The 19,604-nt window shown below is 62.6% G+C and carries 13 protein-coding genes and 4 pseudogenes; 7 read left to right on the top strand and 10 right to left on the bottom strand.

The window, feature by feature from the left end; all coding sequences use genetic code 11:
• Positions 1–181: 181 nt before the first annotated feature.
• Together CXK91_RS06605 and CXK91_RS06600 are read left to right on the top strand one after the other, a co-directional pair.
• Entirely contained in the window at positions 182–2,035 is a 1,854-nt protein-coding gene (locus CXK91_RS06605) for a tyrosine-type recombinase/integrase (RefSeq protein ID WP_064481792.1), read from the top strand.
• 300 nt (positions 2,036–2,335) lie between these two features.
• Entirely contained in the window at positions 2,336–3,766 is a 1,431-nt protein-coding gene (locus CXK91_RS06600) for an FAD-binding oxidoreductase (protein WP_009397186.1), read from the top strand.
• Positions 3,767–4,078: 312 nt separating this feature from the next.
• Here CXK91_RS06600 and CXK91_RS06595 read toward each other — a convergent pair.
• The 3 genes and pseudogenes from CXK91_RS06595 to CXK91_RS06585 form a co-directional block, all read right to left on the bottom strand.
• Positions 4,079–4,847, bottom strand: a pseudogene (locus CXK91_RS06595) (IS110 family transposase); the annotation flags it as partial.
• A 77-nt stretch (positions 4,848–4,924) separates the two neighbouring features.
• Positions 4,925–6,175, bottom strand: a pseudogene (locus CXK91_RS06590) (IS256 family transposase).
• A gap of 167 nt (positions 6,176–6,342) precedes the next feature.
• The gene (locus CXK91_RS06585) at positions 6,343–8,001 is read right to left on the bottom strand and encodes a HAMP domain-containing methyl-accepting chemotaxis protein (RefSeq protein ID WP_011078029.1); all 1,659 of its coding nucleotides are present in this window, start codon (positions 7,999–8,001) and stop codon (positions 6,343–6,345) included.
• Between the two features lie 225 nt (positions 8,002–8,226).
• On the opposite strand from CXK91_RS06585, the gene CXK91_RS06580 reads away from it, so the two are divergent.
• Positions 8,227–8,799, top strand: a complete 573-nt coding sequence (locus tag CXK91_RS06580; RefSeq protein ID WP_051497089.1) for a recombinase family protein — start codon at positions 8,227–8,229, stop codon at positions 8,797–8,799.
• 3 nt (positions 8,800–8,802) lie between these two features.
• Entirely contained in the window at positions 8,803–11,769 is a 2,967-nt protein-coding gene (locus tag CXK91_RS06575) for a Tn3 family transposase (RefSeq protein WP_064481791.1), read from the top strand.
• Positions 11,770–11,774: 5 nt separating this feature from the next.
• On the opposite strand, the pseudogene CXK91_RS06570 reads toward CXK91_RS06575, so the two are convergent.
• From CXK91_RS06570 to CXK91_RS22685, 3 genes and pseudogenes are all read right to left on the bottom strand, one after another.
• Positions 11,775–12,068: pseudogene (locus CXK91_RS06570) on the bottom strand (IS110 family transposase); the annotation flags it as partial.
• 135 nt (positions 12,069–12,203) lie between these two features.
• Positions 12,204–12,467 (bottom strand): hypothetical protein, encoded by a 264-nt coding sequence (locus tag CXK91_RS06565; protein ID WP_181003919.1) that lies wholly within the window; start codon positions 12,465–12,467, stop codon positions 12,204–12,206.
• 114 nt (positions 12,468–12,581) lie between these two features.
• Complete coding sequence (locus CXK91_RS22685) at positions 12,582–12,989, bottom strand: hypothetical protein (RefSeq protein WP_260990095.1); 408 nt, start codon at positions 12,987–12,989, stop codon at positions 12,582–12,584.
• On the opposite strand from CXK91_RS22685, the pseudogene CXK91_RS23040 reads away from it, so the two are divergent.
• Both CXK91_RS23040 and CXK91_RS22680 read left to right on the top strand, forming a co-directional pair.
• Positions 12,963–13,040, top strand: a pseudogene (locus tag CXK91_RS23040) (hypothetical protein); the annotation flags it as partial. The gene CXK91_RS22685 and the pseudogene CXK91_RS23040 sit on opposite strands and share 27 nt — an antisense overlap.
• A gap of 14 nt (positions 13,041–13,054) precedes the next feature.
• Positions 13,055–13,360, top strand: a complete 306-nt coding sequence (locus CXK91_RS22680; RefSeq protein ID WP_162830792.1) for an IS66 family transposase — start codon at positions 13,055–13,057, stop codon at positions 13,358–13,360.
• Between the two features lie 400 nt (positions 13,361–13,760).
• Here CXK91_RS22680 and mobH read toward each other — a convergent pair whose 3' ends face one another.
• From mobH to CXK91_RS06535, 3 genes are all read right to left on the bottom strand, one after another.
• The gene (gene mobH, locus CXK91_RS06545; protein WP_064481790.1) at positions 13,761–15,581 is read right to left on the bottom strand and encodes a MobH family relaxase; all 1,821 of its coding nucleotides are present in this window, start codon (positions 15,579–15,581) and stop codon (positions 13,761–13,763) included.
• A 206-nt stretch (positions 15,582–15,787) separates the two neighbouring features.
• Complete coding sequence (locus tag CXK91_RS06540) at positions 15,788–16,708, bottom strand: nucleotidyl transferase AbiEii/AbiGii toxin family protein (RefSeq protein WP_014819614.1); 921 nt, start codon at positions 16,706–16,708, stop codon at positions 15,788–15,790.
• Entirely contained in the window at positions 16,701–17,459 is a 759-nt protein-coding gene (locus tag CXK91_RS06535; protein WP_064481789.1) for a type IV toxin-antitoxin system AbiEi family antitoxin domain-containing protein, read from the bottom strand. The genes CXK91_RS06540 and CXK91_RS06535 overlap by 8 nt, the downstream gene beginning before the upstream one ends.
• 223 nt (positions 17,460–17,682) lie before the next feature.
• On the opposite strand from CXK91_RS06535, the gene CXK91_RS06530 reads away from it, so the two are divergent.
• Complete coding sequence (locus CXK91_RS06530) at positions 17,683–18,051, top strand: DUF3742 family protein (protein ID WP_064481788.1); 369 nt, start codon at positions 17,683–17,685, stop codon at positions 18,049–18,051.
• A gap of 26 nt (positions 18,052–18,077) precedes the next feature.
• On the opposite strand, the gene CXK91_RS06525 is transcribed toward CXK91_RS06530, so the two are convergent.
• Positions 18,078–19,598: a conjugal transfer protein TraG N-terminal domain-containing protein gene (locus tag CXK91_RS06525; protein WP_064481787.1), complete on the bottom strand. Its 1,521-nt coding sequence runs from the start codon at positions 19,596–19,598 to the stop codon at positions 18,078–18,080.
• Positions 19,599–19,604 lie beyond the last annotated feature (6 nt).

Here is a 19,604-nt window from a genome sequence, read left to right as displayed (position 1 = left end):
ACAAAGACTTTTTCTCTCTTTGACGTTCTGCTGTGGTCCACTGCGATCCGCCTACAGCCGGGACTTTTAAGTCCACAAACAAGTCCATTTTTGCGGGCGCGGCTGATTCCGGATTGTTGATGGAGGGGCGAGGTCGACGTGACCAGCATCTGGTTCCTGACTCATGTTCAGGAGCAAGAGCATGGCACTCTCAGACCTGGCCGTTCGACAGGCCAAGGCAACTGGCAAGGCATACACCCTCCCTGACCTGGATGGCCTCTCCCTGGCCGTCACCGCTGCCGGTGGCAGGACTTGGCACTTCCGCTACTACTGGGCGGGCAAGCAGAAGCGGATGTCGCTCGGCACCTACCCGGAGGTGACGCTTCGCGAGGCCCGCAGCCTGCGCGACGAAGCGCGCGCCCTGCTGGCCAAAGGCACCAATCCTCGCGTTCACCGCAAGCAGAAGCGCACCGCTGTCCGGCTCGCCGACGAAAACGCCTTCGATGCGGTGTATCGCAAGTGGCTCAAGCATCGCGGGCTCAGCCTCAAGGAAGGCCGGCAGACGACCCTCTCGATACTTCCGCGCATCTTCGACAAGGATGTGCTACCCGCCTTGGGCAAGCGGTCGATCTATGAGATCAAGCGTCCCGACCTCTTGGAGGTGATCGCCAAGATCGAGAAGCGCAGGGCGCTCTCCGTCGCCGAGAAAGTCAGGACGTGGTTCAACCAACTGTTCCGCTACGCGCTGGTGATCGTGCCGGGCCTGGAACAGAACCCCGCCTCCGATCTCGATGTGGTGGCGCTGCCGCTGCCCCCCGTCAACCACAACCCGTTCCTGCGCATGGCCGAACTGCCGAAGCTGTTGCAGCGGCTACGCAGCTATCGCGGCCGGCGGCAGACCCAGCTCGGGCTGCGGCTATTGCTGCTGACCGGCGTGCGAACCGGCGAGCTGCGACAGGCGATGCCGGATCAATTCGATCTGGACCGGGGGCTGTGGATCATTCCGCCCGACGTCGTGAAGCAACTCCAGGTGGATATGCGCAAGAAGCGGCAGCAGCCGAAGGACATCCCGCCCTACATCGTGCCGCTGTCGATTCAGGCCATGGAGATCGTCCGGCACCTGCTCGATGAGTTCAAGCCGGCCCAGCGCTACCTGTTCCGGCACGACAGCGACTTGAAGAAGCGTATCAGCGAGAACACGCTCAATGGTGCGCTCAAACGCATGGGCTATCAGGAACGCCTGACCGGACACGGTATCCGTGGCACGATGTCCACTGCGCTCAACGAGATCGGCTACCCGAAGGTCTGGGTGGATGCACAGCTCTCGCATGTCGATCCCAACAAGGTCAGCGCGACCTACAACCATGCCGCGTACGTGGAGCAGCGTCGACGCATGATGCAGGACTGGGCCGATCGGCTCGACCTGTTCGAGCAGAACCAGGTCGAGGCGGCCAGCATGCCGCTCACCGTGCATCTGGAAGGCGTGCCCGCATTCCCCAGTGAGCAAACCGCAAGCGCGCCCTCTACGCCGGTTGCCGCTTCGCCAAGCCTGCTCGTGACGAAGCCGGGTGACGCCATGCCGTTGGTTTCTGCCGCCGCACATCGGCTGCCGGCAGTGCCGCCCCAGCGATCGGCCGCGCCGCTGGTGCCTTCGGACATTCAGCGCGAGAGGATGGAGCTGTTCGATGTCTTCGAAGCGCCGCACAACCTTCCCGTCGCGGCGTTTGCCAAGATGGCGGGCAAATCCCGCAGGTGGATCAGCTATGAGATCCAGGCGGGCAACTTGCTGGCGTTGAACGTGGGCAACCGCGGCCAGCGCGTGCCGGACTGGCACCTCGACCCGCTCAAGCACGAGCTGATCCAGTCTGTCCTGAAGCTGACCAGGGGTGCGGACCCTTGGCAGATCTACCATGCACTGCTGCAACCGCACTCGGTGCTGCAGGGACATTCGGCACTAGAGGGCGTGACTGCCAGCAATCTCGACAAGCGCGTCATGGCCGTGAGCACAGCGGTGAAGGAAAGCGAATGGACCCCGCTGCGGGTCGGGGTCGTGTAGTCAAACAACGGGCCGGTAAGGGATGGTCTGGATACCCCTGTATTTCCGGTCCGACCTCAGCTCCTGCCGATTTTGAAAGTATTCGAACATCGCAATGATATTTCGGGGTATTGTCTGACATCATAAAAACACAAAAGCATCAGCGTGTTATGGGTTTCACGGATATTTATCGGAAAACTTTTTGACTGTCCGGATACAAAATTTCGGGTTAATAACTCGCTCTTTCCCCAGAATCCGCGGCCGCCCATCATAAAGGCTGGACACGCTGGCCGTTCCATAAACTGGAAGAGGAGTCTCTTCATGAACATCACTGCATCGGAACCGGCGTCCGGGCCCTGGAACCCTAAACGAATTCTGGCCGCGCTGCGCGCCGACGCCAGCATCGGCGAAGTGCTGGCGGGCGCCGACATCGAGGCCCGGTACCTGAACGACTGGAGCGGCGAGGAAGGCGGCAGGCCGCTGGCCTTGGTGCGCCCGCACGACACCGCCGAAATTGCGCGCGTGCTGTCATTATGCCATGCAGGACGCTGCCCGGTGGTGCCGCAGGGCGGGCTGACCGGCCTGGCCGGCGGTGCCACGCCGATAGAAGGCTGCGTGCTCGTTTCACTGGAGCGCATGTCCGGCGTGGTCGAACTGGACCCTGCCTCAGCCACCATGACCGTCCTGGCCGGCACGCCGCTGCAGGTCGTTCAGGAAGCCGCGCAGGCGGCGGGCTTTCTGTTCGCGCTGGACCTGGGCGCGCGCGGCTCCTGCCAGATCGGCGGCAACATCGCCACCAATGCGGGCGGCAACCGCGTGATCCGCTACGGCATGGCGCGCGACCTGGTGCTGGGACTGGAAGCCGTGCTGCCCGACGGAACCGTGCTGTCCATGATGAACAAGATGGTCAAGAACAATGCCGGCCCCGATCTGAAGCATCTGTTCATCGGCACCGAGGGCACGCTGGGCATCATCACGCAGGCCGTGCTCCGCCTGCATCCGGGCGTCTCGGGTGCCAATACCGCGTTGGTAGCCGCGCCCGATTTCGGCTCGGCCATCAAGCTGCTGCGCCATGCGCAGCACCTCCTGGGCGGCCGGGTCAGCGCATTCGAGATGATGTGGCAGGACTACTATGCCGCGGCCACAACCGCCGGCGGCATCGCCGCGCCGCTGCCGGCCACGTATCCGCTATACGTGCTGCTGGACCTGCAGGCGGCCGCACCCGAAGAGGATGCGGCGCGCTTCGAGGCGATGTTGGAACACGCGCTGGCCGAAGGCTGGATCGCCGACGCCGCCGTGGCCCAATCTCACACGCAGACCCAAGCCTTCTGGGAACTGCGCGATGCCATCTCCGAGATGCTGCGCACCTTCGCGCCCACCATCAACTTCGACGTGTCCGCGCCCATCTCGGGCATCGAGGAATGCGTGGCCCGGATGCGCGAGGCGCTGGCGCGCGATTTCCCCGGCGTTCGGGCGATCTACTTCGGCCACGTCGGCGACGGCAACGTGCATATCATGGTGGGTTCGCTGCCGACTGACGACCGCAAGACCGAACAGCGCATCGAGGCTGCATTCTACGCTATCGTGCGCAGCCTGTCGGGATCGGTCTCGGCCGAGCACGGCATTGGGCTGCACAAGCGGCCGTGGTTGCACTACAGCCGCAATCCGGCGGAGCTGTCCTTGATCGCGACGGTGAAGCGCGCGATCGATCCGCACGGGATCATGAATCCGGGGAAGATTCTGGCGTCTTGAGTGAGGGTGGTGGCGGCTGTCGCCGCCTGATGGGTGCTGCAAGAGATTTTTTGAAGAAAAAATTTATGGTCATCCCGTTTCTGCAATACTGACCAGCGATGATTGTATGGCTTGCCTAAATCTATCCAGCGTCTCGTTGGGGCATGCCCCGCGCCACGATGAGAGTCGCGCCCGGTGATCCTGAAAAGCCGGCGGCTTCGAAAGCCGATTTTTATGTCAGGTTGTTCACCAGGTCGGTGGCCGTTCACGTCATCGGTTGTTCAGCATCGCAAAACCTGGAAGGGTGTTCCGTGGTACAGCTGAATGGCCGGGTCAGGCGGCGTAGACGACTGGCCCTGCTTCGAATTCCGAGTGGTTGGCGGCGAACGCCCAGGCGACTCGGGAGAACTTGTTGGCCAGGGCGCGCACCACCATGTTCGCATGGCGTCGCTGCCGTAGCGAGCGGACCCAGTGGGCCAAGGCACCCTGCTGATGCTCCAGGCGCTGCAGGTAGACCCGGGCGCACTGCACTAAAAGCCGCCGCAGATACTTGTCTCCCTCGTTTGCTGATACCCAGCAAATTGGCTCGACCGCCGGTGCTGTGCTGGCGGGGTACCAGCCCCACCGATGCCGCGAAATCACGGCTGCCGCCATACTGCTTGCCATCGCCCATTTCGGCCGATAACAGGCTGGCTGTGATCGGGCCGACACAGGGAATCGTCAGCAAGCGGCTCCCCAGGTCATCTTCCTCAAGCTGGGTGGTCATTTCCTTGTCCGGTGCCTTGATCTGTCCGTCCAGACAGCGTGAATGCTGATGCAGGCGCGTTAGGAGTACGACCAGCCGAGGCGGCAGCTCATGCTCATCCAACGTGCTCGGCAGTCGTCTGACCAGCGATAGTCCCTTGGGCAGGCTGATGCCGAACTCCAGCAGGAAACCGTGGGCCTGGTTGGCCGTCTTGGTACGATCACGCACCAGCGAATCACGCATCCGGTGCAATACCGAGAGCGTTTGCCGGGCCTCGATCTTGGGCGAGACGAAGCGCATGCTGGGCCGCGATGCGGCTTCGCAGATCGCTTCGGCATCAATGAAGTCGTTCTTGTTGGGGAGCCCGCAGAATCCGGAAAATAACGTACGCTAAGGATGAGGGTGTCCCGGATTATGTGTAAACGGGATTTCTATTAATCCTGCATCAATCGATCTTCGAACTGGATACTGAAGCGATTCAGAGCCGCTTTCCAGTCCCGTATCGGCATCGTCCACTTCTTGCTGATGTTGTTCAGCGCCAGATAAAACAGCTTGCTCACGGCCTCGTCAGTTGGGAACGAGGCCCGGGTCTTGATCACCTTGCGCAAACTCATGTTGATCGATTCGATGGCGTTGGTGGTGTAGATCACCTTGCGGATCTCGGCCGGATGGTCGAAGAACGGGATAACCCGTGCCCAGTTACGCCGCCAGGACAGGCCGATTGACTGGTACTGACCACCCCACTTTTCTTCAAACTCCGTCAGCCGTTGCTCGGCCAGTTCGACCGTCGCCGAGGTGTAGACCAGCTTCAGATCGGCGGCCACTTCCTTGCGCGCTTTCCAGGACACGAAGTTCAGGCTGTTGCGCACCATGTGCACGATACACAACTGCACGCAGGCTTTCGGATAGACCGTTTCGATCGCCTCGGGGAAGCCCTTGAGGCCGTCCACGCAGGCGATAAAAATGTCCTGCACGCCACGGTTCTTCAGCTCGGTGACTACCTGCAACCAGAACTTGGCACCCTCGGTTTGGGCGATCCACAGCCCCAGCACTTCCTTGTGCCCGTCCATATTGACCCCGATAGCCAGGTACACCGCCTTGGTCCGCACCGCGCCGGCATCGCGCACTTTGACGTGGATGCAGTCCAGATAAAGGATCGGGTACAGCGGATCGAGTGGACGGCCCTGCCAGAGCTTCACCTCGTCGCTTACCGCGTCCGTGACGGTCGAGATGAGGGTTGGGGAGACCTCGGTGCCGTACATCTCCTCCAGGTGCCCCTGGATCTCTCGTACGCTCAGGCCGCGGGCGTACAGCGAGATGATCTTGTCGTCGAAGCCCGTCCAGCGGGTTTGCTGCTTGGCCACCAGCTGCGGCTCGAACAGCGCCTGGCGGTCACGAGGGATGGCCAGCGGCAGTTCGCCGAAATCGCCCTTGAGGGTTTTGTCGCTGTGACCGTTACGGGCATTACCGCCGGCGTTGAAGATCGATCCACTCTTGCCATGCCCAGGTGCTCGGTCATCTCGGCTTCCAGCGCACGCTCGACCAGCATCTTGGTGAGCTGGCTTGAGCAGGCCGTTTTCGCCAATCAAATCTTCCGGTTTCTTGTAATTGACCAGCAGGCTGTCGGCGAGCTTAACGAGTTCAGGGTCGGGCTTCGCTCGCTTGGTGCGTTTTACTACGGTCATGGGTACTCCTTGAGGCTGGCAGTCTCCTGCCAAATGACCGTTTACACAAAGTTAAAAACACCCTCCTCAGGATGGCCTGAGGAAGTCCTTTCTCGGGAAAAAGAGCCCAGCAGCCGAGCGGGTTACAGCGCATCAATTCCGCGAAGCTGGGGCTTTTCAGAGTTTCCCTAAAGACGGAACATGTGCATCAGACGCTGAAGTTGGCTTGCCAGAGAAGCCAATTGCGTACTGGTGGCAACATTCTGACGTGAGGCTTCGCTAGTTTTTTCGGCAATCTGGCTTACGTTGGTAACGTTACGGCTGATCTCCTCCGCGACAGAGCTTTGCTCCTCAGCTGCAGAAGCAATCATGGCATTCATGTCATTAATGGTCGCCACAGCATTACTGATTTGCTCCAGCATATGGCCTGCACTGGCAACCTGCTGCTTACCAGCTTGTGCTTTGCTGCAACTGCTTTCCATGACAGCAACAGCACGATTTGCGCCGCTCTGCAGCTTTTCAATCATGGCCTGAATTTCGTTGGCTGACTGTTGCGTGCGCGAAGCAAGCGAGCGCACCTCATCCGCGACAACAGCAAAGCCTCGTCCGTGCTCACCAGCATGTGCAGCTTCAATAGCCGCGTTAAGGGCAAGCAGGTTGGTTTGTTCGGTAATGCTTCGAATGACATCCACTACAGAGCTAATACCAGCACTGTCTGCCTCAAGCTCATGAATCACAGTGGCAGCGTGTTCAACTTCACTGGCGAGGCTGTCAATAGAAGCGATTGTTTGATGAACCACGCGCATGCCGCTTTCAGACTGCTGATCGGCCTCCTGTGCCGCCCGTGCCGCACTGGCAGCGTTCCCCGCTACGTCCTGAACAGTAGCGGACATTTCGTTCATCGCAGTAGCTATCAGGTCTGTCTCCAGTTGCTGGCGGCGGATACCGTCACTGGTTTGACTACTTGCCTGGGCCGTCTGCTCAGCTGCAGCTGCCAGTTGCTCCACGGCACCTGCCAACTCTTGAAAGGTGTGGTGAAAACGCGAAGCCATTTCATTGAATGCGCTAGATATTTCGCCCAGCTCATCACGCCCCTGATAGGTAACTCGATAGCCCAAATTGCCATCAGCGAGCTGCTGACCGCCGACTTGAAGCTCCCGAACGCCTTTGGTGATACTTGGCACAGTGGCCAGAGCCGTGACTGTGACCAGAGACAGGGCCACTACCAGCGCCAGTCCTATCATCGCCACAAGACGCTCGAATTGCTTATCCGCGTTTTGAAAGCTTAATTCAGCTGCCGACGCCTCCGACTCAATAAGAGTGCGCAAGCTGGCATAGGTAGTCATAAAAGCAGGATCAAGGCGGGTTAGCAGGATTTGGTTCCCTCCCGCATAGTCGCCTTGGCGCATCGCATTGAGCGTCGGCAGAACACCATTATCCAAGTAATCAGACAATTTGTTCTGCAGCTCAGTGCTAAGGCGCTGCTGTTCTTTGCTCATTGGTATACGCTGGTAGTCAGAAAGGCGCTCACGGATGATGCTTACGCTTTTATCCACTCTATCGAAATGCATACTCGATGGATGATCATGCGCCTTCTCGAAGGCACTTCCGGGCTCATGCTGAAGGGCAAGCAAAAGCTGAGCACGCGCGTTGTGCATGTGGTTATTGATGTCGCCAAGCTTGTCGATCGGTAGCAACATGTTGTTGTACAGCCGATCAATCACTGCATTGCTGGTGCGCATTCCATTAAGACCAGCCATTGGCAAGCCGACAGCCATAGATGCTAGAAGCACGAGCAAGCCGATGAGACGGGTTTTTATTGAGAAACGGGCTAGCCAACCACTCATCGTGTCACCTCATTATTAGATATTTCAATGTGCCTTCATTGTATCGGCTGGTTCATTTGAAATCTTGAGTCAGGCTCCCCCTCAAGGCTTCTCGCCATATGGCCGGGGGAAATATTAGTACTCAAATCAAATACAAGACCTAAAGGCCGTCAGGTTGGGCTATACCCTAACCGGATGTCAGGCAGCCCAGCGCTACGCCGTCAGATAGAGTCCATCATTAATTTTTTGACCTCTGCTTGCCAAAGTCATAGATTTCAGCCTGACAAATTCAGCAGTTACGACCAGAACCCGGAACGCCAACTGGAACAGACCCAGGTGAGCAAGCTGTTCACCGACAAGGCCTCGGGCAAGGATACTCAGCGCCCGCAACTGGAGGCGTTGCTGAGCTTCGTCCGTGAGGGCGACACCGTGGTGGTGCATAGCATGGATCGTCTGGCGCGCAACCTCGATGACCTGCGCCGCCTGGTGCAGAAGCTGACCCAGCGCGGCGTGCGCATCGAGTTCCTGAAGGAGGGCTTGGTGTTCACGGGCGAGGACTCCCCGATGGCCAACCTGATGCTATCTGTGATGGGGGCCTTCGCTGAGTTCGAGCGCGCCTTGATCCGTGAGCGGCAGCGCGAGGGCATCGCCTTGGCCAAGCAGCGCGGCGCGTACCGAGGCCGCAAGAAAGCCCTGTCCGATGAGCAGGCTGCTACCCTGCGGCAGCGAGCGACGGCCGGCGAGCCCAAGGCGCAGCTCGCCCGTGAATTCAACATCAGCCGGGAAACCCTCTACCAGTACCTCCGCACGGACGACTGATACATGCCGCGTCGCTTGATCCTCTCGGCCACGGAGCGGGACACCCTGCTCGCGCTGCCGGAAAGCCAGGATGACCTGATCCGCTACTACACCTTCTACGATTCCGACCTGTCGCTGATCCGCCAGCGGCGCGGCGACGCCAACCGTCTGGGCTTTGCGGTGCAACTCTGCCTGCTGCGCTTCCCCGGCTATGCGTTGGGCACCGACAGCGAGCGGCCCGAGCCGGTGATCCTGTGGGTGGCCAAGCAAGTCCAGACCGATCCGGCGAGTTGGGAGAAGTACGGCGAGCGCGACGTGACCCGTCGCGAGCACGCCCAGGAACTGCGCACCTACCTGCAACTGGCCCCGTTCGGCCTGTCCGACTTCCGCGCCCTGGTGCGCGAGCTGACCGAACTGGCCCAGCAGACCGACAAGGGCTTGCTGCTGGCCGGTCAGGCGCTGGAGAGCCTGCGGCAGAGGCGACGCATCCTGCCGGCGTTGAGCGTGATCGACCGGGCTTGCTCGGAGGCCATTGCGCGGGCCAATCGGCGGGTCTACCGCGCCCTGGTCGATCCACTTACGGACTCGCATCGGGCCAAGCTGGACGAGCTGTTGACGCTCAAGGCCGGCAGCAGCATCACCTGGTTGACCTGGCTGCGACAGGCACCGCTGAAACCCAACTCCCGGCACATGCTTGAACACATCGAGCGGCTGAAGACATTTCAGCTGGTGGACTTGCCCGAAGGCCTGGGCCGGCACATCCATCAGAACCGCCTGCTCAAGCTGGCCCGCGAGGGTGGGCAGATGACACCCAAGGACCTCGGCAAGTTCGAGCCTCAGCGACGCTACGCGACCCTGGCCGCGGTGGTGCTGGAGAGCACCGCGACTGTGATTGATGAGTTGGTCGATCTGCACGACCGTATCCTGGTCAAGCTGTTCAGCAGCGCGAAGCACAAGCATCAGCAGCAGTTCCAGAAACAGGGCAAGGCGATCAACGACAAGGTGCGCCTGTATTCGAAGATCGGCCAGGCGCTGCTGGAGGCCAAGGAAAGCGGCAGCGACCCCTATGCAGCCATCGAAGCGGTGATACCTTGGGACGAGTTCACCGAGAGCGTCAGCGAGGCCGAGCTGCTTGCCCGGCCGGAAGGCTTTGACCATCTGCACCTGGTCGGCGAGAACTTCGCCACTCTGCGCCGTTACACGCCGGCCTTGCTGGAGGTGCTGGAACTGCGCGCTGCGCCGGCTGCGCAAGGCGTGCTGGCAGCCGTGCAGACCCTGCGCGAGATGAACGCCGACAGCCTGCGCAAGGTGGCGGCCGATGCACCAACGGCCTTCATCAAGCCCCGCTGGAAGCCGCTGGTGATCACCCTGGAAGGCAACGACCGGCGCTTCTATGAAATCTGCGCGCTTTCCGAGCTGAAGAACGCCCTGCGCTCCGGCGACATCTGGGTCAAGGGCTCGCGGCAGTTCCGTGACTTCGACGACTTCCTGCTGCCGGCAGAGAAGTTCGCCACGCTCAAGCGGGAACAGGCCCTGCCCCTGACGATCAATCCCAACAGCGACCAGTATCTGGAAGAGCGATTGCAGCTGCTGGACGAGCAGTTGGCCACCGTCATCCGCCTGGCCAAGGACAACGAGATGCCCGAGGCCATCCTCACCGAGTCCGGGCTGAAGATCACCCCGCTGGATTCAGCGGTGCCAGATCGTGCGCAGGCGCTGATCGACCAGACCAGCCAGTTACTGCCGCGCATCAAGATCACCGAACTGCTGATGGACGTTGACGACTGGACGGGCTTCAGCCGCCACTTTACCCACTTGAAGGACGGGGCCGAGGCCAAAGACCGGACGTTGCTGCTGTCCGCGATCCTCGGTGATGCAATCAACCTCGGGCTGACCAAGATGGCCGAGTCGAGCCCCGGCCTGACCTACGCCAAGCTGTCCTGGCTGCAAGCCTGGCACATCCGAGACGAAACCTACTGGGCGGCCCTGGCCGAGCTGGTCAACCACCAGTTCCGTCATACCTTCGCCGCTCACTGGGGCGACGGCACGACCTCTTCGTCCGATGGCCAGCGCTTCCGGGCGGGCGGCCGGGGCGAAAGCACCCGGCACGTCAACCCGAAGTACGGCAGCGAGCCGGGCCGGCTGTTCTACACCCACATCTCCGACCAGTACGCGCCATTCAGCACCCGCGTGGTGAATGTCGGCGTGCGCGATTCCACCTACGTGCTCGATGGCCTGCTGTACCACGAGTCCGACTTGCGGATCGAGGAGCACTACACCGACACGGCCGGCTTCACCCATCACGTCTTCGCCCTAATGCACCTGCTGGGCTTCCGCTTCGCACCACGCATCCGCGACCTCGGCGAAACCAAACTGTATGTGCCGCAGGGCGTGCATGCCTACCCGGCGCGGCGCCCGCTGATAGGAGGCACCCTGAACATCAAGCACGTCCGTGCCCATTGGGATGACATCCTGCGCCTGGCCAGCTCGATCAAGCAGGGCACCGTCACCGCCTCGCTGATGCTGCGCAAGCTCGGCAGCTATCCGCGCCAGAATGGCCTGGCCGTCGCCCTGCGCGAACTGGGCCGGATCGAACGCACGCTGTTCACCCTGGACTGGTTGCAAAGTGTTGAGCTGCGCCGCCGCGTGCATGCCGGCCTGAACAAAGGTGAGGCTCGCAACTTGCTGGCTAGGGCGGTGTTCTTCAACCGCCTTGGGGAAATCAGGGATCGGAGCTTCGAGCAGCAGCGCTACCGGGCCAGCGGCCTCAACCTGGTGACGGCCGCCATCGTGCTGTGGAACACGGTGTACCTGGAGCGCGCCACCCAGGGACTGGTCGAAGCCGGCAAGCCGGTGGACGGCGAGCTGCTGCAATACCTGTCGCCGCTGGGCTGGGAGCACATCAACCTGACCTGCGATTACGGCTGGCGGCAGAGCCGCAGGCTGGAAGACGGGAAGTTCAGGCCGCTACGGTTGCCTGGAAAACCTTAGCGTACGATTTTTTCCGAATTCTGCGGGCTCCCCTTGTTGCCCTTGACGAAAGGACGCACGAACTGCGGCGAGATCAATTTCACTTGATGCCCGAGCGCCGTCAGTTGGCGCGCCATAAAGTGCGCTCCGGCGCAGGCTTCCATCACCACCGTGCAAGCCGGCAGGATGCCAAGCAATCGCATCATTTGCTGGCGTGTCGCTTTCGTGCGAAAGATCTTCCGGCCAGAACCGTCTTTTCCGTGTAGATGAAAGCTTTGCTTGCCCGGATCAATCCCTACCAGTGCAACTGCGCTCGTGATGATGGCCTCCGAAATAAAACACCCTGCGAAAGTGTGCCCTCGGAGGGTGGGGATGACCATCTCATTAACCCGAATCTCGAACGCGCGGAACCCACCAGGCAGCAAAAGCCACCGATCTTCTCGGCATGCAGCCAACTACCCTGGCTGCTGCCCAGCTCCACGCTGATCCTCCGCGCCGTTTCGCAAACTACCGGTATCAGCCTGCATGCGCTTTTCATCCATGTATTCGAGCGTGCTGGACAGGCTGCTCGCGGCGACGGTCTTGCGGCTGCCGCCGCGTATCGACAGTAAGCGCCCCCCCCCCTTTTGCTCGAACACCCCGCCCTGCATCCTGTGCTTTTCCAGTAGGGGATTTATATGGAAACGATGCACGCGCGCCGCGAGTCCTGGGCTCGGCATGTTCAGGCCTGGCAGGACAGCGGGCTGACGCAGTTGCTTATTGCCAGTAGCATGCGCTCAAACCCGAGGCACTGGCCTACTGGATCAGGCGCAGCAAGCGGGCGGCCACGCCGCTTACCCTGGTGCCCGTGGCAGCGGCAGGGGTGTGGCTGCTGCAGGCATGCCAGTGGCTGGCGGTTGGCGTTGCCGGCGGACGTCGATGCAAGCTGGTTGGCCGGATTGCTGCGGGGGATGGCCTGACGCGAATGCCGGCCCAGGTTTGGCTGGTGGCCGACCGATCAACATGCGCTTGGGGATCGACGGGCTTTGGTGCACCTTCAGCAGGCCCTCGGGCGACCACCCTGCGATGGCACGACCTATGCCTTTCGCAATCGGCACGGCTCGCGGCTCAAGCTGTTGCAGTAGGACGGCACCGGTGTGTGGTTGGGTCAGCGCCGTCTGCATCAAGGCCGTTTTCGCTAGTTCCATGCCGCCGAATGCAGCGCCGCGCTGGTCAAGATCGGCGAAGACATCAGCGAGCAGCTCGACCTGATCCTGGCCAGGTCCTTCGTCCACCGGCACAGTCGCCCGCAATAAGCCTGCCGCCCGTGCGAAAGCATCAGCGCCGCGCCGGTTCCGCCGGCAGTGGCGTGGCCTTGCAGCCCCTGGTGGATCGGCTGCGCGCCTTATTGCTCCAACGCCAGGTGCTGCATGCCGATGAAACACCCTCTGCAGCAACTCGATCCCGGCGAGGGGAAAACCAAACGCCCCTATCTCTGGGCCTACTCTGGGCCTACCGCAGCAACGACCTGGAGCCCAGTGACAGCCGAGGCCTTGCGGCGCATCGCCGATCTCTATGCCCTCGATTGGCGCGCCCGCGCACTCGACGCGGCCGTCCGGCAGCTACTGCGTGAACAGAAATCCCTGCCCAAACTGCAGGCCCTACACGACCGGCTGCAGCTACCGCGCCGCCGCCATCCAGAGCCTTGCTGGCCACCACCAGACTGAACGGGCTCGAGTCCGGCGCCTGGCTCAAGGACACCCCGGGAAAAACTGCCAATCTGCCCACCAGCCGGATCGAGGAGCTGTTGCTCCTCGGCGTCTCAACCTGAGTAACGATGGGACGGCTGGACGCTCACCTTTTTTCATAAGACAAGCCAAAAACGGGCACCTACCCACAGCATGGGTTCGTGGAGGCGGGCTTAACCGTGACCGGTTGCTGAATGGGGGCGATGCCGCTCAGCATGCGCTTAATGCAGCTCACGACCTGCTCAACCTAGATTGCTAATTCCCGGCTTGGATAGGGGGCAGGTTTTACAGAGGGTTCGCGCTTGGTAAGAAGTCCTCATGCAGGAGCCGCAGGTATGGGTTGTCTGGCGGCGTCTCCTGGAACAGCGCATCCGGGCTGACGAGCAGGTAGCCGTGCAGCCGGCGCGACTTGCGCGGCCCCGTGACTTCGCAGGTCCAGATGTTCAGCCCGCTCGGCTGCTTGCGGTGCTGTCCCAGCTTCTCGAAGCGCTTCTGTACCCACTGCCACCCCTCCAGCTTCTCCTGCTTGGCCAGCGCGACGACTTGAAGGTACTCCTGCGCGTAGCGCTGGAACACGCCGGGGCTGACGAGGTAGCTCGTACCGGCGACGGTATGCACCAGGGCCCTGGCGTCGTTGATGATGAGCTTGCGCGTCTGGATGCTCTGACGCAGCCAAGCCATGAAGTGCGCCCCGGAGGGCTCCGTGCGATCCTTGGAAGGCGCGAGGCTCATCTGCGGCGGGGGCACGGTCGAAGGGGCCGGCTCGGGCTCGGCAACAGTGGAGCTCGGGATCTCCGGTTCCGTGGGTGGAGCGGCGTCGCCCAGCAGGTCGAGCAGCGCGGCCACGCCGGTGTCCATGGCTGCGGATGGGATCGGCGCCGCGCTCGCGGGTGCAGCTTCGGTGCCTTCCACGCGCGGCCCATCGGCCACCCCCGGCGCCTGCGGCTCCGCCTGTTCCTCTTCGACCTGCACACGGCCTGCGAACGGCGCCGGCCGGTCGGCGGCATCCCAGATCATCGCCGGCGAGAGTTTCAGGAAGGTGAAGGCGTGCGACCAGCCGGCGTCGCTGGTGACGGTAGCCTTCCAGATCGCCTTGCCATCCGGCGTCGGTTGCACGACGCCGTGATCCTGCAGCACGTTGAACACCGCCGTATTGCTCGCCGGGATGCCGTCGATGCCCTGCGACAGCAGATATGCGCGCAGCTTGTCGGAGACGGTCTTGCTCACCAGCCACAAGGCGTCTTGGGTCAGCCAACCGTCCGCCGGGCCGGCCTGGTTCAACTTGAACTCCTCCTTGAGCAGGTAGCGCAAGCCGTCGAGCAATTTGCGTTGCAGCGCATGCTTGGGCGCCGCCAGCGCCTTGCTGGGATCGCCGCCGAGTTCTTGGGCGACCGATGCCTGGTCGGCCTGCACGACCAGCTCGCCGAGCGTGCCGGCGTGCTCGTACTGGCCGGCCAGTACGTACAGCAGCGCGGCCCAGAGGTCGGAATAGCCGCTGAGCCAGTCGAAGATGTCTCGATCGAGAAGGCGCGCGTAGAGCAGCCCGGTGGCGGCGCTGTGCAGGCGGTACTCACGCTCCTTTCGGTAACGGAAGCGATAGGGCTTTCGCAGTGGGCCGTGCCAGGGATGCCAGGCACTGCCGTCGGCATGCTCGACGTGCAGATCGACCGCGATCTTGCCGATGTCGTGCAGCAGGGCCGCGTAGGCCGTGCCTGCGGTCCAGGCTTCGGCCTGGGCCGCCTGTGCCTCCGGCGTGACGCCCGCAGGCAGCAGGTATGACTGCCGCAATTTCAGCGCATAGGCGACGATCTCCAGGCCGTGGTCCAGCATGCCGCCCGGATAGGCGTGGTGGTGGCTCTCGGAGGCCGGAAACTGCTGGACCAGCTCGGCGTAGCGCTCCAGTGGGGCGAGGTAGAGCGTGGCGAACTGTCGGCGCGAGAGCGATGTGCGCTGCCAGATGTGTTCCAGCAGTTTCTGCCGACGCGGCGTCGCCAGCAGCGATGCGGCCGACTCGGGCCGCATCGACCCTTTCGGAGTTTCGATGGCGGATGTGGGCGGTGTGCCGGCGGTGGGTGGCACCCGTTTGCGCTGGAACAGCGAGAGCATGACGCCCCCCCCCGGATGACGGGCTGATCTGGGGCGCCTTTGGCCTTTTCGGGTAGGGCCTTTCCCCTTGGCCCCGTTCCCTTGCCCCTTCCCAGCCCTTTGGCCTTTGTCGGAAGCCTTTGGGTATAGGGCCGCTGCTTCGCGGATGCCACGATGAATGCGGCATGGGGCAGGCCCGACAAGCGGGGAATACTTCTGTCGCCGCGTCAGATCTGGCCCAGGCCGGCATCGAGCGCAGCGGCTTGCGCGGCGAAGTCCTTGGGGCGCTTCTTGCGAAAGGTCTCCAGGTTGTTGAGCTTCCAGCGCAGTGCCGGCAGTTGCGCGGCGTGCTGGCATTGCACCAGCGACCAGTCCGGTTCTGCGCGTACCAGGCCGCTCAGGAACCGCCTGTGCGCCTTCGTCAGCCGTTGCTGCAACTCGCGTCGCAACTGCGCGCGAGCCTCCAGCAGCGTGTCCAAGGGGCAGTCCACTTCGGCCATACCGACAAAGGCCCGTTCGTACTCGCCGGCGATGTCCTTGTCGTTGCCGAACAACACTTCGTGGGGCGGCCGGTTGTGGCCCGCCAGATAGATCACGAAGCACTCGACCATGCCATCGCTGATGTCGCCCGACTCAAAGAGCTGCCACACGTCGAACAGGTCGCGCGGATGCTGCCGGTCCAGCGCGGCCACCAGCTTGCCGGCGTACAGCTCGTCCGGTGCCAGGATCGGCACGTCCAACTCGATGCCGAACAGATCGCTGGTCTTGGCGCTCAGCGGCCGCCGCTCGACGGGCAGCACGCTGCCTCGGAACACGACGTTGACCTCGATCTTCACCTGGCTGGCATCGTTCTCGACGATCAGCTTGGTGTCCCCCAGGTCCTTGGCGCGAACCAGGCGTGTTTGCACGCCCAGCGGTGCAAGGCGCGCGGCGATGGCGGCCAGCTCCTGGTTGATGGCTTGCAGCGCTTCGTCGCGCGGCGTCTGCCACGGAAGGTACACCACGTCGATGTCCACCGAAAGGCGCGGCATGTCCCGCACGAAGAGGTTGATGGCCGTGCCGCCTTTCATGGCGAAGATGTCGTTGGCGAACACGTCGGGCGCGACGGCCAGCAGCAGGCGAACGGTGTCCGCGTAGGTCTTATCCATGAGGTCTCAGGCTCAGCAAGGTGCCGTCATCGAGCCGGCTCATCCAGCGCGTGTTGCTGCCGGTGCGAACCGGGTACTGCTCCAGCAGGGCATCGACATCCACGAGGCTGGTCTCGCGCGCCCAGGTCAGGAACAGGCGCACGGCCTTCACGCTGGCGCAGCAGGACAGCAGTTGCCCGAGCAAGTCCTTGCGGGGGGAACGCAGTCCATCGAAGAGGTTGCGGGCCTCTTCGAGGCTCTGCTTGACGCCGGCTTCGTACAGCAGCTCCAGCACGGCACGTTCGGGGGCTGCCACCCGCAGATCCTCGGGCAGGCCAGGCGGCGTGGTCAGGGTCTTGCCGGCCAGCGCCGTGTCCGGCCAGTCGAACAGGCGGGCGTGGACGTAGCGGGCCGGAAAGCGCGAAGTGAACCAGACCGGCAACGCAAAGCGACCGTCGCCCCACAGCACCAGCGCCTCCCGGCTGCCCAGGTTGTGCCGCACACCCTGCAGGGCCAGGGCGCTCTTGCCGCCGACGTGCAGGCCGGGCACGCGCTGTTGCAGGAACTTCAGCGCACCGTAGACCCCGAATTCATCGTTCGGGAAGGCATAGACGCCATGGGCCAAGCGCACGAGCCACCCGCCGTCGGCATAGTGGGCGGCGAGCTGGGACGACACCCCGAACTGGCTCAGGGTGGCAAGGTCGAACGGCGCCCCGCGGGGGAGTCCCGCCTGCAGTCGCTTGATTACCTGGTGCCGAGAATTTCCATCCATGCTATAAAAATAGCACGGAATCCAATCAGCTCCTAGATCTATCGCAAGAACGTGCATGGAAAGTAGCACGAGGTTTGATTTATATTGCAGAATCTAATCGACCTGCGACTCAGGCCGACCCGGCTCTGCCAGCCGCAACCCGCCCTCCTGGTCGCGGTCTATGCTGGAGGGCAAGCCCCAACCGGCCGCTCCATGAGGTGAGGCACCACTGAAGCCGAGGCACATGAACATGACCACCAACACGCACAACGGGCGCTGGAGCCACCGGCTGGGCCGGGGGGCTGGCCGTGCCTGGCGTGGATATCTGCGCCGCGAGCAGCGTGTCGCCGGCCGGCTGGTGACGCGCGGGGTGCCCGCAGGCGCGACGACGGTGGTGCTCTGGATCGTCAAGCTGGCCGTGCTTGGCATGCTGCTCTACACCGTATCCTGGCTCGTCCTGCTGCTGGCCTTTGCGGTGGTCGCCACATGGTTCGCGCGAAATGCCGATGCGGATGACGAGAAGCAGCCGGAACTTAGAGACGGACACTCGGGCGTCGGCCTGTACGACAAAGATGACTGGCGGATCGACATGGGCGATCCCGACGAGCCGTAGCCGCCGCATCAGCGAGAGAGTGCTCCTTACTTCGCTGCACCTTTCGATACGGCCGTCATCGCAAGACGAGAGCCGCTACCTCCAGCCGACTTTGCATCGGACGTGCCAGTGATGAGACCGCCCAGGAAATTTCCAGCGCGAACTCCCGCCCATCCGAGTGCCATCACCCAGAACGTCGGTAACACGATGAACATCATCGCCATCACGAAATTCAACAGCATATCGCCGAAAGTGTTATTCAACCCCATCAGCGGGTTGAAGTTGCTGTGCGGCGAATGCCAGCCGTAGAGCGCGTCCAGGATCGTGCTGTCGATCCAGCGCGCGAGCTGGAACCAGAAGTCCACGAAGAACAGCGCGAACTGGACGCAGCTCACCGTCACCACCGTCTTCAGGTCGTAGGTGCCGATCAGCAGCACCAGCGGGATGCAGATGACGAGCGCCATCTTGAGCATGGTCAGCACCATCGGCAGCGCCTGGCGCACCACGTCCATCGCGGGGAAGAAGCCCAGCGAGCCCACGGTCAGCCCCAGGTCGCTCGCGCCGCGCGTGACGATGTTCGGCAGCGTCCTGTCGATCTGACCGCCGTAATCGGTGTAGACGGCGCCCTGGTTCATCTTCTGCTGCCGCGGTGAGACCACGGCGCGAATCACCGAGTCATTGACCTCGCTCTGCGACAGGAAGCCCACCCAGCGCCCGATGCGAGTCAGCAGGTCCGGGTCGACCTGTGCCAGCAGCCGGCTGCGCAGTCCCTGGCCGCCATCGGCCCACCACTGCCGGCAGGATGGATAGCCGCCGCCGCTGTCCACCTGTGCCAGACCCGCATCGCGGGTCGCGTCGTAGGGCCAGGCCGTGCGTGGGGTCTTGGCGCGATAGGTGTCATAGAAGCCGGGCGTGTCGAGGAAATAACTCGACCCGATCCAGGTGACGTCGTTCATCTGCTCGTCGGAGAGCGTCGGCCGGTTCATGAACAGCTTGGCGCGCGACGGCCCGTAGCAGTCGTGCGTGAAGTCGGCGACCTCCTGTGCCAGCACCGGATCGTCGATGCGCGTGGCATCCACATCCATGCGGATCTGACGCAGGTCCGTGCCGCAGGGAATCGCCGCCACCGCGGCCCCGGTGACCGCCTTCGAGATGGCATGCATGAAGAACCACCACACCGGCACCAGCGCGCTCTGGTCGTTGAGCGCCGTGTAGACGTTGGCCCAGCCCGTGTCGTTGGGCAGCGGGACGTTGACCTGGCATTGCGCGGAGCGCGTGGTGTCGAACTTGATCGTGGCAAGATCCACTGGGATGAACGGGATGCCGGCGAACAGGATGACCACGATCGCCACCCACACCCGGCTCTCGATGCGAATCGACGACAGCACGCCCTTGTTGCCTTCGTCCGCACCTTCGCTGCGGGCCTTGAGCCATTCCTGGATCACGATGGCCACGAACGGCAGCCCGAACACGCCGCTGGCCACGAGAATGCTCCAGATGCCGTTGTTGACCACCCAGGCCACCAGGGTCAGGTAATACTCCAGGTAGTCCGTGGTGTAGAGCGTCATGCCCGC

This window comes from Stutzerimonas stutzeri (assembly GCF_002909485.1).
Lineage (GTDB): Bacteria > Pseudomonadota > Gammaproteobacteria > Pseudomonadales > Pseudomonadaceae > Stutzerimonas > Stutzerimonas stutzeri_AH.
This window is presented reverse-complemented; position numbering and strand designations above follow the sequence as displayed.